General features: G+C 31.9%; 16 protein-coding genes and 9 tRNA genes. All 25 read left to right on the forward strand.

Annotated features, from left to right (window positions below; translation table 11 throughout):
• Window positions 1–88: 88 nt before the first annotated feature.
• The 25 genes from EW028_RS12065 (at window position 89) to EW028_RS12180 (ending at window position 15145) form a co-directional block, all read left to right on the forward strand.
• Window positions 89–161, forward strand: a tRNA-Phe gene (locus tag EW028_RS12065).
• A 12-nt stretch (window positions 162–173) separates the two neighbouring features.
• A tRNA-Thr gene (locus EW028_RS12070) sits at window positions 174–249 on the forward strand.
• 9 nt (window positions 250–258) lie between these two features.
• A tRNA-Tyr gene (locus tag EW028_RS12075) sits at window positions 259–342 on the forward strand.
• Window positions 343–355: 13 nt separating this feature from the next.
• Window positions 356–429: transfer RNA gene (locus EW028_RS12080), tRNA-Trp, on the forward strand.
• 12 nt (window positions 430–441) lie between these two features.
• A tRNA-His gene (locus tag EW028_RS12085) sits at window positions 442–517 on the forward strand.
• Window positions 518–521: 4 nt separating this feature from the next.
• A tRNA-Gln gene (locus EW028_RS12090) sits at window positions 522–596 on the forward strand.
• Between the two features lie 5 nt (window positions 597–601).
• Window positions 602–676: transfer RNA gene (locus EW028_RS12095), tRNA-Gly, on the forward strand.
• Window positions 677–684: 8 nt separating this feature from the next.
• Window positions 685–758: transfer RNA gene (locus tag EW028_RS12100), tRNA-Cys, on the forward strand.
• 47 nt (window positions 759–805) lie between these two features.
• Window positions 806–886 (forward strand) — tRNA-Leu (locus EW028_RS12105).
• 892 nt (window positions 887–1778) lie between these two features.
• The gene (locus EW028_RS12110; protein ID WP_131521047.1) at window positions 1779–2039 is read left to right on the forward strand and encodes a PqqD family protein; all 261 of its coding nucleotides are present in this window, start codon (window positions 1779–1781) and stop codon (window positions 2037–2039) included.
• A complete protein-coding gene (locus EW028_RS12115) occupies window positions 2032–2454 on the forward strand; it encodes a lasso peptide biosynthesis B2 protein (protein ID WP_227744937.1) in 423 nt (140 codons plus the stop codon). Before EW028_RS12110 ends, EW028_RS12115 begins: the two co-directional genes overlap by 8 nt.
• A complete protein-coding gene (locus EW028_RS12120; protein ID WP_131521048.1) occupies window positions 2451–4178 on the forward strand; it encodes an asparagine synthase-related protein in 1728 nt (575 codons plus the stop codon). Before EW028_RS12115 ends, EW028_RS12120 begins: the two co-directional genes overlap by 4 nt.
• A 75-nt stretch (window positions 4179–4253) precedes the next feature.
• Window positions 4254–4493, forward strand: a complete 240-nt coding sequence (locus tag EW028_RS12125) for a hypothetical protein (RefSeq protein WP_131521049.1) — start codon at window positions 4254–4256, stop codon at window positions 4491–4493.
• Window positions 4494–4887: 394 nt separating this feature from the next.
• Window positions 4888–5121 carry a hypothetical protein gene (locus tag EW028_RS12130; RefSeq protein WP_131521050.1) on the forward strand — a complete coding sequence of 78 codons (234 nt, stop codon included), beginning with the start codon at window positions 4888–4890 and terminating at the stop codon, window positions 5119–5121.
• Between the two features lie 123 nt (window positions 5122–5244).
• A complete protein-coding gene (locus tag EW028_RS26070) occupies window positions 5245–5607 on the forward strand; it encodes a hypothetical protein (protein ID WP_373565033.1) in 363 nt (120 codons plus the stop codon).
• The gene (locus tag EW028_RS12135) at window positions 5604–6095 is read left to right on the forward strand and encodes a MauE/DoxX family redox-associated membrane protein (RefSeq protein ID WP_131521051.1); all 492 of its coding nucleotides are present in this window, start codon (window positions 5604–5606) and stop codon (window positions 6093–6095) included. Before EW028_RS26070 ends, EW028_RS12135 begins: the two co-directional genes overlap by 4 nt.
• 2 nt (window positions 6096–6097) lie before the next feature.
• Window positions 6098–6610 carry a hypothetical protein gene (locus EW028_RS12140; RefSeq protein ID WP_131521052.1) on the forward strand — a complete coding sequence of 171 codons (513 nt, stop codon included), beginning with the start codon at window positions 6098–6100 and terminating at the stop codon, window positions 6608–6610.
• Window positions 6597–8444, forward strand: a complete 1848-nt coding sequence (locus EW028_RS12145; RefSeq protein ID WP_193767369.1) for an ABC transporter ATP-binding protein — start codon at window positions 6597–6599, stop codon at window positions 8442–8444. The genes EW028_RS12140 and EW028_RS12145 overlap by 14 nt, the downstream gene beginning before the upstream one ends.
• Window positions 8422–9222, forward strand: a complete 801-nt coding sequence (locus EW028_RS12150) for an ABC transporter ATP-binding protein (RefSeq protein ID WP_373565032.1) — start codon at window positions 8422–8424, stop codon at window positions 9220–9222. Before EW028_RS12145 ends, EW028_RS12150 begins: the two co-directional genes overlap by 23 nt.
• Window positions 9215–11596, forward strand: a complete 2382-nt coding sequence (locus EW028_RS12155) for an ABC transporter permease (protein WP_131521054.1) — start codon at window positions 9215–9217, stop codon at window positions 11594–11596. Before EW028_RS12150 ends, EW028_RS12155 begins: the two co-directional genes overlap by 8 nt.
• A gap of 26 nt (window positions 11597–11622) precedes the next feature.
• Complete coding sequence (locus EW028_RS12160; protein WP_193767370.1) at window positions 11623–12195, forward strand: hypothetical protein; 573 nt, start codon at window positions 11623–11625, stop codon at window positions 12193–12195.
• A 161-nt stretch (window positions 12196–12356) separates the two neighbouring features.
• Entirely contained in the window at window positions 12357–12920 is a 564-nt protein-coding gene (locus EW028_RS12165) for an accessory gene regulator B family protein (protein ID WP_193767371.1), read from the forward strand.
• Complete coding sequence (locus EW028_RS12170; RefSeq protein WP_131521057.1) at window positions 12920–13072, forward strand: cyclic lactone autoinducer peptide; 153 nt, start codon at window positions 12920–12922, stop codon at window positions 13070–13072. The genes EW028_RS12165 and EW028_RS12170 overlap by 1 nt, the downstream gene beginning before the upstream one ends.
• 223 nt (window positions 13073–13295) lie before the next feature.
• Entirely contained in the window at window positions 13296–14435 is a 1140-nt protein-coding gene (locus tag EW028_RS25045) for a sensor histidine kinase (protein WP_193767372.1), read from the forward strand.
• Between the two features lie 2 nt (window positions 14436–14437).
• A complete protein-coding gene (locus tag EW028_RS12180) occupies window positions 14438–15145 on the forward strand; it encodes a LytR/AlgR family response regulator transcription factor (RefSeq protein WP_131521058.1) in 708 nt (235 codons plus the stop codon).
• The last annotated feature ends 351 nt before the right edge of the window (window positions 15146–15496 follow it).

Here is a 15496-nt window from a genome sequence, read left to right on the forward strand (position 1 = left end):
CCCGTGGTGTAGCGGTTAACATGCCTGCCTGTCACGCAGGAGATCGCCGGTTCGATCCCGGTCGGGACCGCCATTTATTTTAAAATATGGGTCAGTAGCTCAGTTGGTAGAGCATTAGATTGAAGCTCTAAGTGTCGGCGGTTCGATTCCGTCCTGACCCATCTTATTTTTTTGCCGGTTTAGCTCAGCAGGTAGAGCAACTGACTTGTAATCAGTAGGTCGTGGGTTCGATTCCTATAGCCGGCACCAGATATTCCCGGAGGGGTAGCGAAGTGGCTAAACGCGGCGGACTGTAAATCCGCTCCTTAGGGTTCGGCGGTTCGAATCCGTCCCCCTCCACCAGTTTTATTATTTTAGGGGCATAGTTCAACGGTAGAATAGAGGTCTCCAAAACCTTTGGTGTGGGTTCGATTCCTACTGCCCCTGCCAATTAATTATATGGCGATTGTGGCGAAGTGGTTAACGCACCGGATTGTGGTTCCGGCATTCGTGGGTTCGATTCCCATCAGTCGCCCCATTGTTGGGGTATAGCCAAGCGGTAAGGCAACGGATTTTGATTCCGTCATGCCTAGGTTCGAATCCTAGTACCCCAGCCATTTTTGCGGAAGTAGTTCAGTGGTAGAACACCACCTTGCCAAGGTGGGGGTCGCGAGTTCGAACCTCGTCTTCCGCTCCATGTATGACGGCGGCATAGCCAAGTGGTAAGGCACGGGTCTGCAACACCCTTATCACCGGTTCAAATCCGGTTGCCGCCTCCATATTTTAACTGTTAATCGGTTTATCCGATTTTTTTTATCTCCATTATGCCGGTGTGGCGGAATTGGCAGACGCGCACGACTCAAAATCGTGTTCCTTTGGAGTGTCGGTTCGACCCCGACCACCGGTATCATCAAATTAATAAAAATTAAGAAAGCTCATAAATCTTGATATAACAGGGTTTATGAGCTTTTTATATTAGGGGAATTGCAACAGGTTTAGAAAGAGAAGGATTCTTTTTGAAGAAAAGGTCAACGAGAATAAAAAAAGTATAGAAAATTCATTGGAAGAGAATAGTATGAGTTTTAACATAGAAGTTACTCATGGGTTTGAATCTCCAAAGGAATCATTAGAAACATAATTAAAACAAGAATGTTTATATTAGCATTCTTGTTTTTTTATGTGATAAAACATTGTGTGTCAGAACGTTCGCTATGATAGACTAAGCAGTTATGTTTATGTAAAACAGGTAAATTTGTTTTACAAATTTTACAGGGCTTTAGAGGGTAATAAATATCTTTACAATATTTTTCTATAAAGGTTGTGCCATTTTAGACGCCTGAAAAGAATAGGTTTATCCTATAGATTTTAGGTAAAAGACAAAGACATCTGTTTCAACATCAATAATTTTTTGAACTTTGGTGGAGAGAGAATATTTTCTTTTATACATTGATTTTTAGATTTCTATTTTTAAGATCTTTCATGGACCAATAAAACCCTACGAGTTGCATCTTCTAGTTGATTGAAAGTTAACAATCAACTAGAAGGTGCAGTTTTTATATATGTGTTGAGTGATGGACTTGATGTGGATGTAATCGATAGCACAAGAGTTGTCATTTTACTCCACTACATTTATATAATCATAAACGTAATGGAGTAAGTAGAAAAAATACGGTTATGTGGAAGAAAGAAGATGATAAGAGTAAAGAGACTGTTAGAGCTTATGACTGTGTATAGTAGTAATACAGGAACAGTATTAAAGGATTGTTCACAATGTAAAAGAGGAGGAAGTGGTAAAAGGGATGCGTGTAAAAAAATCAAAGTATCTTCTTTCCTATAAAGAAGAGGATGAATATCTAATTATTAATATTTATACGAATCAAATTTACGCACTAGATAAATTTAGTTCATTTATTTGGGAAGAGTTTGATAAAACACCAATAGTCTCTGATATTTCCAAATTAATAGCTAAAAGGACAAATGAAGATATTTTAATTATTCAAAAGGATTTAGATGGATTTTTAAATTCGTTGTCAAAAGGAGGTTTAATTAAATTTGTATAATATTTTATATTTATACAAAGAATTAATATTTTTAGATTTCCAAATACGGAGAAAAGGTTTTGATGAAGTCTTTAGACGCTATATAAAAAAATATACTATAGAGGGTTCTAAAGAGATTTTTACTGAGGAGAATTCTGAAGAGATTTTGGAGTGGTTTATTCTTTTAGACCAAGTTTGCTGTTGGTATCCTAGGAAAGCAGATTGTATACACAAAACGTTAATTGGTTATAAGATACTTCAATCTAAGTATGGTATACCAGTAAACATGGTAATAGGGATAAAAAAATTTCCCTTAGAGGCACATGCCTGGATTCAATATCAGGGCCACAATCTATTTGAAGAAATGGAAAATCTTGATTCGTTGAAAGTGATTATAGATTCAAACTCGTATATGAAGGGAGTTGAACTTAGGTGAATTGGTATGTGTTTGAATTTATGGATAATTCGGAGGGAGAAGTGGATAAAAATGGACATCTTAAGATCAACAGTAAATCAAAAGTAAATTATTTCAACACATCCTCACAGAACTTTGTTTTGAAAGCAGCATATGCTCAAAATACGACCCCATATGTGTTTTTTGAAAATAATGATGTGTTAATAGTGGGAGACATTGTGATATACAATATTTTGAATCATGGTGTATATGAAAATGTTGATTGGACTGAGCAAGAATTACTCACTAATTTAATTTCCCTTTATAACACATTTGGTTTGGATTTTGTGAAGCGTTTAGATGGCGAGTTTTCATTTGTTCTATTTGATAAAAAGAATTTAACATTAATGGCCTGTAGAGATACCTTGGGGGTAAAAAGGCTCTTTTATTTAAAAACCGATACAAAATTAGTAGTTGCGAGCGATATCTTTCTATTGAAAAGTTATCTAAATACACCTGAGTTGAACGGTGTTTACTTTCAAGAATATCTAAATGCAAAAGGAATTGTTGATTCCTATTTAACGCCATATAAAGAGATCTTGCGTTTACCGAGTGGGAATATGTTTGTTTATGAAAATAAGGAAATTAACCTAATAAACTATGTGAATTATGATGAATTATTTTCTGATAAATGGATGATGAAGGAGACAACTATAAATCGGGAAGCGTTAATTGAAGAATTCGAAAGTATTTTGAACAAAGCAGTTTTGAGGAGAGTACGGAAAAGCGAGCGAAATACGGTGTTATTAAGCGGTGGCTTAGACTCAACTACTATTTTTAATGTGTCAAAACGATTGGGGCATAGATACGGAGAAATTAATTCGGTAAGCGTTGTTTTTGATGAATTAAAGGAATGCGATGAAAGTGCATATATAACGGAATTATTAGAACAATATAATTCTAAAGGTACTTTTCTAAATTATGATTCAGTATTGATGTATGAAGATCTTCGGAATAATATATTACGTTTTGACGAACCGTATGCTACTGCTCCTACATGTGAATTTATTTCTCCCTTAATAGAGTCAAGTGTGAACAATAATACATATAGTATCCTAACAGGTTATGGTGGTGACCAACTTTTAACGAATCCGCCGTATTTATTAAGAGATTACGTTAGAGAAGGAAAAATAAAGGATATGTTCGGCGATTTAACTAAATATTGTATGTATACAAATATGTCTGCTTTTAAAGGATTACGTGAGTACATCATTCAACCACATCCTTTTAGTAGAACAACTAAAAATAAACGGAATCATGCTAGAAATTTATTGCATCAAATGTTAAATGCAAAAGCCAATCATTATATGGATAGGGCGATAGGTGGCTTTTATGGTGCGGATATAAAACATCCTTTTTTAGATAGGGAGTTAATTTCTTTTATGATTAAAATCCCTAGTCATATTCTCTTTGATCCTTTCTACACGAAAAAAATTTTAAGAGACTCTCAGAAAAATAAGTTACCTGACAGTATTCGACTGCGTATAAATAAAACATCACACATTGCTCATACATTAAAGAGTATAAGGAAAAATTGGAATTCAATTTATTCTAATGTAAAGTCACCTTTAGTTGTCTCAAAGTTAGGTCTTTGTTCCGAAGAGTTTTGGGAAGAAAATTTATATAAGTGGAGAAATGGTTTGTTGATAGATGAGGCTTTTTTATTACTGTTCTCCATTGAAGTATGGATTATGCAAGAAGTGTAATGAATCAATATTAATAAGGAGGCTGTTAGTGTAGGTGTATTGTGCTATTTCTAAGGGTTGCAGGAGGAAATAATTATGTTAATGACATATAGCAAACCAATGCTTTTAGATAGTGGAAATAGTTCGGAAATCATTAAAGGTCAATGTGGCTGGGGTAAAGAATTGCCATTTTTTGATGAAACAGGTGCTGTAAAAGGTAGTTATAGAAGACGTAAATATAGAACCGAACCATGTTATGGTCCTGGAGTTGTAAATATATGTTACGTTTGTAAGACTGAAACGGTTAGTTGTTCTGCAGAAAAAGATGACTGCTAACTTATAAATAGGTTAATACCAAAACTATTTTATTTATTTCGATGTTAACTGTAATTAATGTTCTACTTTTTTATTACATAAAAGTTGTAACAGGAATGTATAGTCAAGAACAGGTTTTGGTGAAGAGTCTACGATGAATCGTTATGGTTCTATAGCAGAAAATAAATACAAAAACTAAATTTGCCCTATAGTAATAGCACAATACTCCTACAAAATGTGAAATGAACGTTTTCATATTTTTCTAACTGATAAATAAAGTATGACACTAATTTTCGGGATTGTATTTTTGATTTTCTTTTTTTACAATTTGACAAAATTAAGAAACTGCATTGATTTTCAGCGGAGATTTATACAGATTGAGCAAATAGATTTCCTGGAAAAGGGAAGAACATATTTGATTTCGGATGAAAATAACATTTTTGATAACTTATATGTTTTGAATGCTTTTTATCGTAGAATTTCAAAAAAGAGAGAAGTTATTTTGATAAAAGTGTTATTTGAAAACGATAACGAGATAAAAGTCGAACATTTGATGAAATTAAATCAATTGCAAATTGAAGAAATTCCAGTATTACTATATATGGGTGAAAAATATTATTGGGAAGATATAATGAATTTTTCTTCATAAGGTAAATCTCTTTGAAACAATATAAAATTTTGTGTGTATTTTACTATTAAAATCCTTGTATATTAAAGGATTTTAATAGTGGCTTGAAAGAAAAGGAGTTGACTGAATATCATTATTGTTTATCTGGTTGTAGCAATTATTTTTCTAAAAAACGGATTCAATAAAGTTTTTAAAATTTATCATTATTACGTGGCGATAAATGAAAAAATAACAATATCTCCGATATTCGTAAGCATTTTAGTGAGTTTAGATGTGCTTGTAGGTATCTCCTTATTAATTCAATTTGTGAATGTTTACATATGTATGACCGCTGTAATGTTGCAATTGTTCAATCTTTTTTTACTGTTTAAACCTTCTAAAGGAGGAAAGACACGTAACTGTGGTTGTTTTGAAAACATACCTATCAATATAAATATAAAAAATTTAGGATACAATTATGTGAAATTCACATTAACTTTCTTAATTTTTTTAGGAGAGATACTATGATTTATATTTTTTGTTATGGTTCTGCTTTAGTATTGATACTTTCTGGGATTTCTAAATTAATCTCACATTCAAATACAAAGCAGTTTTTTTTAAAGTATATTCCTATCAATGATATTTTAATTACATTTTTGGCATTGTTATTCCCATTATTTGAAATTGTAATAGGTGTCAGTTTGTTTATTTATGCTCACCCTATACTTTATATTAGTGCCTTATCTTTAATTTTACTCTTTATAATTATTAATTCGTATGCACTTATTAATAAGATAGAAGAGGACTGTAAATGTTTCGGCAATTTAATTCCAACTAAGACAGGACTGGGTGGCTTAATACAAAGTCTATGCATGTTTTTCAGTATAGTGCCACTACTCTATTTTGATAAAGGTAATATGAATATACTTGACTTTGGCAATATATTTTATCTCGTACCTGTTCTTTTATGGTTCATCACTTTAATAATTATTAGAAGAAACGTAGAGGTGGTGTAAAGATGGACATGGAAATTTATTATGCTTTCGTCATCATTTCTTGTGTATTAATGCTTAGCATTTTGATTTCATTAAGAACTAGAAGAGTGCTAAATGTAGAAAAATGGGGACCGATGGAAAAAAACGTTTTTCCGTTGATTCCATTGAAGAATAAACAATTTGAATCTGTTAAAGTTCAAGATATTATGAATGAGATTAATGTGCAGACTTTAGTATTTATTGATAGTCAGTGTTCTGCTTGTAAAGCAACATTAAAAAAACTCAATTTTTTAATTCCTGTTAAAAAAGAAAAGTATATTTTTATAGCAACGGATACGATAGAAAATCGGGATAACCTGAGCTATTTAGAGGATGAATATATTTATTTTATAGAAGAAGAAATTCTTTCTAATCAGTTAAAAATAGATGTCTTTCCAATGTATCTAGTTTTGAATACTAATAATTTTGTAGTAGAGAAGAAAGGAATCGCAAGTTTAGAAAATCTTTTGGATGTGAATGACTATGAAGTTGAATGAATTAAAATTCCATGAGAAAGATCGACCTGTTAGAGACTTTTTCTATTCACAGTATTTTTATTTGAAAAATATTTGGAGAGAACAAAAGAGCATATTTCTTTTTTTAACTATTTTAAGCATAATAACTTCTATTATGTTACCTTTAGAAATTTTGCTACAGAAAAGGTTGATAGATCAACTAACGGTGGTGCAGAAAATTCCTAATGAATTGGGGTTTGTGTTAGTTCTCCTTGTAGCAATAACGTTTCTTAGTCTATTTGGACAACTATCTGGAAAAATTCAAGATTATCTATTTCGAAAAATTTCTTTAAGAGTGAATTATTTATTTAAAGCGATGTTAAACAAAAAAGTAACTAGCGTTTCTTTAGAAAACTTTGAGTCTAGCTTTTTTTACAATCAAGTGAATCTGGCAGCCAAAGCATTGGAAGGAAATGGGTTAGGTACAACATATTCTTTTTTGCAGATCATTACAAGTGTATTTTCGTTATTTTCAGTTTTTGCGATTTTAATGGCTATTCATTGGACATTACCTTTAACTGTGCTTTTATCAACAATTCCCGGGGTTGTCATTGTTTTTTTTAGCAAACTTAAAAATTATAAAGTTGAAAAAAACGTTGTATTTAAAGAAAGAGAGCTTTCTTATACAGAATCCCTTTTTTTTGACAAAAGCTATTTAAAGGAAATTAAAGTGTATACATTGAGTGATTATTTACTGGAAAAATGGAAAAAACTTTATTTTTATACGATGAACAAGAGACTTGAAGTGACAAAGTGGGAACTGAAAAATAGTGCAGTGATGATACTATTTGTAGGAGTTATCAATACAGGTGTATCTGTATTCTTTGTTTATCAACTAGTAGAGAACGCTTTAACAATAGGGAGTTATGTGGCGTTAACTGCAGCTATAATTACTTTACAGGGCATTTTTGCTCAAATTGGTGCACATATAGCTTCTATTTTTGAAGCAGCTATTTATAATAATGCATTAATCAAGTTGTTGAAAATAGAACATTTTGATGACGAAAAGAGAGAAGAAATTAATTCTATTGAAACGATTGATATTAAAAATGGCACTTTCAACTATCCTTATTCTGATATTTCAGCTTTTTCAAAATTGAACTTTTCAATACGAAGAGGAGAAAAAATTTCGATTGTAGGTGGAAACGGTTCAGGGAAAACAACACTCGCCCATTGTTTAGTAGGATTATTCAATTTGACAGAAGGAACGATTTTAGTAAATGGAGAAAATATGACCGACATTGATAAATCTAGTTTACATAAACAAGTTGCTGTTGTTTTTCAAACATTCCCTAAATATATGTATTCCTTAAGAGAAAATATTGGTTTTGGCAATGTAGATGACATGGAGAATGACCAGAAAATATGGGATGTCATAAGAAAAGTAGGATTGGGACATAAATTATCAATTCATAATGTTGACTTAGATACTTATTTATCTAAAGAAATGGATGGCGGAATTGATCTATCTGGGGGAGAATGGCAAAAAATAGCTTTAGGACGAGCGCTAATGAAGGATGTTAGTTTGATTTTGTTGGATGAACCTACAGCGTCATTAGATCCTCATTCAGAATTAAAAACACTTGAATTATTTGATAGCATGACAGATGATAAAACAACGATTACGATTACACATAGAATCGGACCCACGAAATTATCAGATAAGATTATCGTAATGGATAAGGGGAAAATTGAAGAAATTGGTACTTTTGATGAATTAATAAATAATAAAGGATTATTTTATCGTATGCATCAAGCCCAATCCAAATGGTATGAGCGAAAGGAGCATTTTCATGAAACCGTTGAAACTACATGAGACACAAAATATGAAAGAAACCCCATTAGTAGTGATGAAAAATGTGTCAAAGGAATTTCAGTCAAAGGATTTTATTGTACAAGCACTAGATACAATCAATTGTGAAATTTACCAAAACGAAATCGTAGCAATAATGGGTACGAGTGGTTCAGGGAAAAGTACATTACTTAATATTTTAGCTGCTTTAGACAAACCTACACATGGGGAATTAATGTTTCAAGGTGTACCAATGATTGAGCAATTTCAAGAACCGATAGCATCGGAATTTAGAAAACGAAATATAGGTTTTATATTTCAAAATTTTAACTTATTAGATGAATTGACGGTATCAGATAATGTGGCTCTGCCTTTAATTTTGCTAGATGAGGACTCTAAAAAAATTGCGCAAAAGGTGAAAGATGTTTTAACAAAAATGTCAATTAGTGATTTAGCTGTGAAGAAACCACATGAATTATCTGGTGGGCAAAAACAACGAGTGGCTATATCACGAGCGATTATTGCCAATCCGCTATTATTACTGGCAGATGAGCCAACAGGGGCCTTAGATGTGAATACAACTAATGATATTTTAACAACACTTGTTCAATTGAAAAATCTAACAAATCAAACAATTATATTGGTAACACATGATCCACATGTATCGACTTATGCTGATCGTGTACTATTCTTTCATAAAGGGAAATTAGTAGATAGTTATATCAATCAAGTAAATAGCGATAATTTATCGATGATTTTTGACAAATTTAAAAACATACAGAGGAGTTATCTCAATGTATGATTTAAAGAATATTGCTTGGAAACTTTGTAGAGCTGCTAAAATACAAGTAATCATTGCCATACAAGTTGTAGCACTCGCTGTTTGTTTAATTGCAACAATGTTGATCTATGTTGAAAATGCACGAACAGAAATGGAAGACAATATTCGTAACTTGTATGGGGATGTGGATATTTCTGCTGGTTATAACCTTTCATCTAGTCAAGAGTCTAGTCAATGGATTACGAAAGAAAGTTTTAATCAGATTAAAACTTTAGAAGAAGTCGAGCTTGTGGAACCGATTTTACTACAATTTACATCTATTGATAAGATTGAAGGAGCCTATACATTAGGTGTTACAAATGGGCATTTAACAAAAGGATTTTATCATTTGAACGACATACCGAAAGATAATGAAGTTATTATTTCACATTCGTTATCAAAAACATTAAATAAGTCTGTTTCAGATTCAATTATGGTAAATGGTAAGCCGTTTCTTATAAAAGGAGTGCTATCTCCTAATGAATATGGAGAAGATGCGCCTATTCTCTATATGGACATTGATTCTTTGAAAATTGTAAGTAGTATTCCATCGGATGTAAAAGGCTTGTTTGTCATGATTAAAACAACGGATGTGTGGCAGACAGCTACTGTATTACATCAATTTTTCCCAAATATACGTGTAGATATAACGAAAGAAACGGACTGGGTACAAGCAAATTTAAATTCCTTACTCGTTTTCATCATGATGTTAGTGTTTAGTATTATCATTATTAGTGGTCTATTATTGAAGTCCACTTTTTCATTATTATTTAGTCGTTTACAAGCCCAATTTTTCGTTTTAAGAACAATGGGAGCAACGACAGGGCAACTAAAAAAGATTGTCAACTATCAATCGACTATCATATTACTAATAGGTGTGGGGACAGGCACAATCAGTAGCCTTTTGTTGCTAAAATTCGTTGTCCCATCTTTGGTTGAGATGGTTGGCTTACCACAAGCCCATTTTAACATTCCTGTTGTCTATTTTTCAGCAATTTTACTTGCTATTTATTTCTTACTCTACATGTTTGTGTTTGTTCAAGTAGCGAGGGTAACTAAAATATTACCTTTAGCAATGAAAAGAAATTATGAGTTTAAATCATATCATTGGACGAAATGGAAGACCGTACTTACTTTTATAGTAGGTGTGATGTCCTTACTTATTCTTGCACAAGGTATTTTGCAAAATGATGCAATTCAATCAATTATTCTCATTTTTACTGGAAGTGTATGTATCATAGGTTGTCTATTCTTTTTATTCCCATATATGATAGTATACACATTGAAAAAATATTCTTCCTGGATTCATCGCTATTTAGGAAACAAAGCGCACTATGTAAAAATTCAATTCATCCCTAATTTAAGTAACTATGTTCCTGTTGTTTGTATATTAGCGATTTTGATTATGATTATTACGTTTAATGGTACATTTTTGAAATCTATTGTACAATCCGAGGAAACAACGATTGAAAAAACCTATCCGTATGAAGTAGCGATTGATAATCCTTATTTTGAAAATATTTCTTATAATGATATAGAGTTATTGCGAAAAAAAATTTCAATAAAAGAAATACAATTAGATAGTAAGGGTAGTTCTTTTCTCACTAATAATGGTGTTAATCTGAATTATTTTGCCAAAGATTTTGGTGGAGCAGATAGAGTTGAAATTACAGATGATGTAGCTGATAAGTATGATTTAAAAATAGGCGATGTTTTAGAAGGCGATTACTTAGATAGACGGTCAAATGAAAAAGTCATTCGTTTAAGAATTACTGGAATTGTTCCAACTGAAAACAAATATAAACAACTTTTTGTTGATTGGAATTCCCCTTTGATTAAAGATGTTGTAACAATTGATAAAATCCATTTAACTTTAGGTAATGGCACAACATTAGACGATCTCCAACAGACGATTCATGATTGGCCAACGTTAAAAATTGTGGAGCGAGCTGTTCTTTTAGAGCAAGCCTCGGAATGGTTTTATCAACGATGGGCAATGTTCATGCTCATTTTGACTGCTTTAGTAGTAGCGAGTTGTACTGGTCTAGTGCAAACGATTTTTCATATAATCTTTAAAAGAAGAGACCAATACAATACACAACGTTTAATCGGGCTTGCCCCAAAAGAATTAAAACAGGTTATTTGGTCTGAAGTTCTCTTTATTGTCACTATCGGTTTACTACTTGGATTAACAAGTGGCATGTTTTTAACAAAGTTAATCATGCAAATTGACGCAGATGGGCCAATAGAATGGGATTTCTTATTTATATTTAGTTCAAGTATAGGTACAGCGATGATTATTTTAGTATGTTGTCGACTATATATTGCTCGATTTGTAAAACGGAGTGTTATATAGAAATGTTCGTGTCAGATAACAGAATAATGTATATCTTAGTACATTCAGATTACACGCTTATGCAAGAGCTTTTAAAAAATATGTTCACTATGTATAGACCGTCTTGGGTAGTTGATACCATTAACTTGTTGAGTGAGGTTGTCATAAGGATAAATGCCAATAAAAAATATGATGTTGTGTTAATTGACACATCTTATAAGCATTTTGTTCACTATATACCATATTTAAAAAACCTCGAAACAATGAAATGCCAAATTGTTTTTATGACAGATGAAAATATTGGAGAGATTCATTACTACACAAATAATATCTTGAATTGTAAGGTAATAAATAAAAATATGACGATAGAACAACTAGTTCATATCATTGAAGGAGACTCAATAGAAATAGTTGATACAAGACGATTGGGCGGATTGAATATGTTAGAAATGAGTGTGCTCATGGAATTGGCAAAGGGTCACTCCATTGACTTTCTTTGTAACTCTCAAAAATTTACAAATACAGAGATAGAGCAATCGATTAGACATATTAATGCATATTTTGGAACATCTCATTATTTAGAAGCAGTTTATAAAGCATATACAGAAAAACTTATTTAAGGGAACGTTAAGTGGCACTTTACGCTTACGTTCTTTTTTTGAACGTTTATGTAAAAGAGAAGATTGAAAATAGGCGATTATCTTTAAAAATATACTTTTTAGGATATTTTTAACTATTTTGATGTTACATGTTTTATACTAGTGATCAAGGAGGTGATGAGATGGAATTTACTGCAAAAGAGGAAATGCTAGTAGATTTTTTTGAACATAGAAGACCGTTAACACAGTTAGATAAAATTAAATTAGTGTATGGATTTCGTGTTGTTACAAGCGAGTTAAAAAAATTTTTGATTATTTACGGTATAGCTATAGCGTTCGGTTTATTTTGGAGAATGTTACTGGTTCAAATTGGATTTCTATTGGTGCGTCAAGTAGCATATGGTGCGCATTGTTCATCATTTAAAACGTGTCTTATTGTTAGTTGTATTTCATTTCCGTTCATCACATGGCTAGCTGTAGCATTGCCTATCACTTCACTCGTTGTTTGGGGGGCGTTTTTGCTAGGAGCTGTCATCTTATTGTTTATTGGTCCAGTGAGTTCTAAAAAAACAAAAGTACAGGGTGAAGCTCATCGAACATTTTTGTTTAAAAAACTGTATAGCAGACTTATTGTGTTGGGGGGACTACTCGTTATTTTTCCAACATCCATAAGTGTATTTTTCTTAGCAGGATTTTTGAAGGGGATTGTTTTAGTGGTTATTGCAAAAATAGGAGGATCTCATTAATGAAATTTATTATCGACAATATTATTGATTATTTATATAATTTATTCGTTAAATTGGCTGACTTTAGCTCTGTTTATATGTGTTGGGGAGCTTTAGGAGAAGAGGAGTTGCCACAAGAATTAAATTTCAATAAATTTGAAAAAAATACATAAATATTCTAAGATAGATATTGATTATATGTTATTTTGGAAGGATCATGTTATTCGTATGTGGAGTATATCCTATTTAACTTTGATTATTTATCAATTTTTGATATTAAGTATTTTACCGTTATATTTTAGCAAAATTGCAATAACAAAAAAAATGATATTGAAGATTTCTTTATTAATAGTTTCGCCATCAGTAGTGTTGTTTGCTTTTATAGGTGTCTATGCTATGGCGTACATCCTATTAGTGGAAAGTTTCTTCGTCTACCGGCAAACAAAGCGTTGGCGGAATGTGGCCCATGTGCTGTTTACGATTGTTTTAGTTGTTTTGGCAGATCATATTTCTTCGCTTGTCGTGTATCATTTATCGAATGGCATGGATGCTATCATCACTTCTCCATTGGTACAACTCATTTTTTCGATGAGTATCCTATTTATATTGGTGCTTGTCTACATAAAGTTATTCGATTATTTTGTTAGATGGTATGTGTTTAAGCAATACATTATACCTGCAATGATTCCCTTGATGCTTATGACGATTGTCTTTATGTATACTGATATTGTGTTGATGGATGGTACATCGTTTATCAAAAGTGTCCAACATAATTTGTTCTTTTTTGTGATTTATTTGATGATCTTTATCATTATTATTGGTTTCTTTGTTTACTTAGCTATTAAGAACATACATATTAAACAAAAGGAAATGGAATTAGAAGAATTTAATTCATATGTGTCTTCGCTTGAAGAAATTAATAGAGATATGCGTCAATTTAAACATGATTATATGAATATTTTAACATCAATGCGTCATTTTATAGATTCTAAAAGTTACTCAGAACTAGAAACCTATTTTTATCGACATATTTTACAAACTGAAAAGAAAGAGCAAGCGCATGAAATATCCTTTTCGATGCTTAACTGTTTAAATATAGCTAGTTTAAAAGGACTTTTAACAACAAAACTTATTCAAGCGCAAACGTTTCACGTTCCAATGTACATTGAGATTGTCGAAAAAATCGATAGAATAGCATTGGATGAGATTCAATTAAATCGTATGTGCGGCATACTATTGGACAATGCGCTTGAAGCCAGTAAACATGCTACAGAGCCTTGGATTCGATTAGCATTTATTCGAATGGAAAAAGCTGTGTTAATTGCATGTATGAATACATTTTCATCCAATAAAAGTTATGAGTTAAAAGTGCATGAAATTTTCAAAGAAGGCTTCTCGACAAAAGGAGAGGAGCGAGGCTTGGGCTTATCTATATTACGTCAAATGGTAGATGCATCTCCAAAACTTCGTTTAAATACAAAAATAAATGGCAATTTATTTATACAAGAGTTGTTTATTGAGGAGGAGGGGGTGTAAATATGAAAGTGATTATTTGTGAAGATAATGTTGTACAATTAGAGCATATCAAAAAAACCATTAAAAACTATGCTATGATGGAAGGGAACGGGATTGAAATTGTACTTACAACTACAAACCCTAATGAAGTCATTACATATGAAAAAGCAGATTGTTATTTTTTGGATATTGATTTGAACCATGAGGTGACAGGGCTTATGTTAGGGGATATGATTCGCCAACGTGACCCATTGTGCAGTATTATATTTGTCACAACCCATGCAGAAATGACCTATTTAACGTTTATGTATAAAATTGCTGCGTTAGATTTTATTATTAAGGATCACACAGGTATGTTACAGCAAAAAATATTAACAACACTAAAAGTTGCATATGAAAAGTATATACAAATTGGCCAACAACAATCACCTTCACAGATTCAAATAAGAGCAAATGGTTATACAAGGAATATTGCTATTCAGGATATATACTTTTTTGCGGCATCCCCAAAATTACATAAAATTATATTACATTTAGAAAATGAGCATATTGAGTTTTATGGTCGCTTAAAGGATTTTAAGGAAGCACATACATCGATGTATCAATGTCATAAGGCTTTTATTGTGAATAAACAAAACATTGAATTTGTAGATCATAAGGAACGAGTTGTATATTTCAAAAATGGTGAAACTTGCTTTGCCTCTGCACGACTTATAAAGGGGTTAAAATAGTTAGACATCCACCTAGTAAAAAAACTTATGCTTACTTTTTCATCGATATAACAAGGATTGTGAGTTTATTTTGTATGACTGAACTCGCAATCCTTTTGCTTTAGACGTTCCTTATAAATGTGTGAAACAACCTTTGTTAAATGTGCTATATACTCTGTTGCTTCAATCTATACTACTACGGATAAGAAATGTTTAAAGATACTATTCTAATCACCATTAAACACTGTATTATAATAATGAAATAGTTCTATTATTCTTCCCATATCCAAATTGGCTGCTGAAGAACGATGGAAGTAAAATGAGGGTTGATTCTTTTAGAATTCACTGTCATCTCGTTGCTAAGAACAATCA

It is taken from the genome of Lysinibacillus sp. OL1, assembly GCF_004332175.1.
Lineage (GTDB): Bacteria > Bacillota > Bacilli > Bacillales_A > Planococcaceae > Lysinibacillus > Lysinibacillus capsici.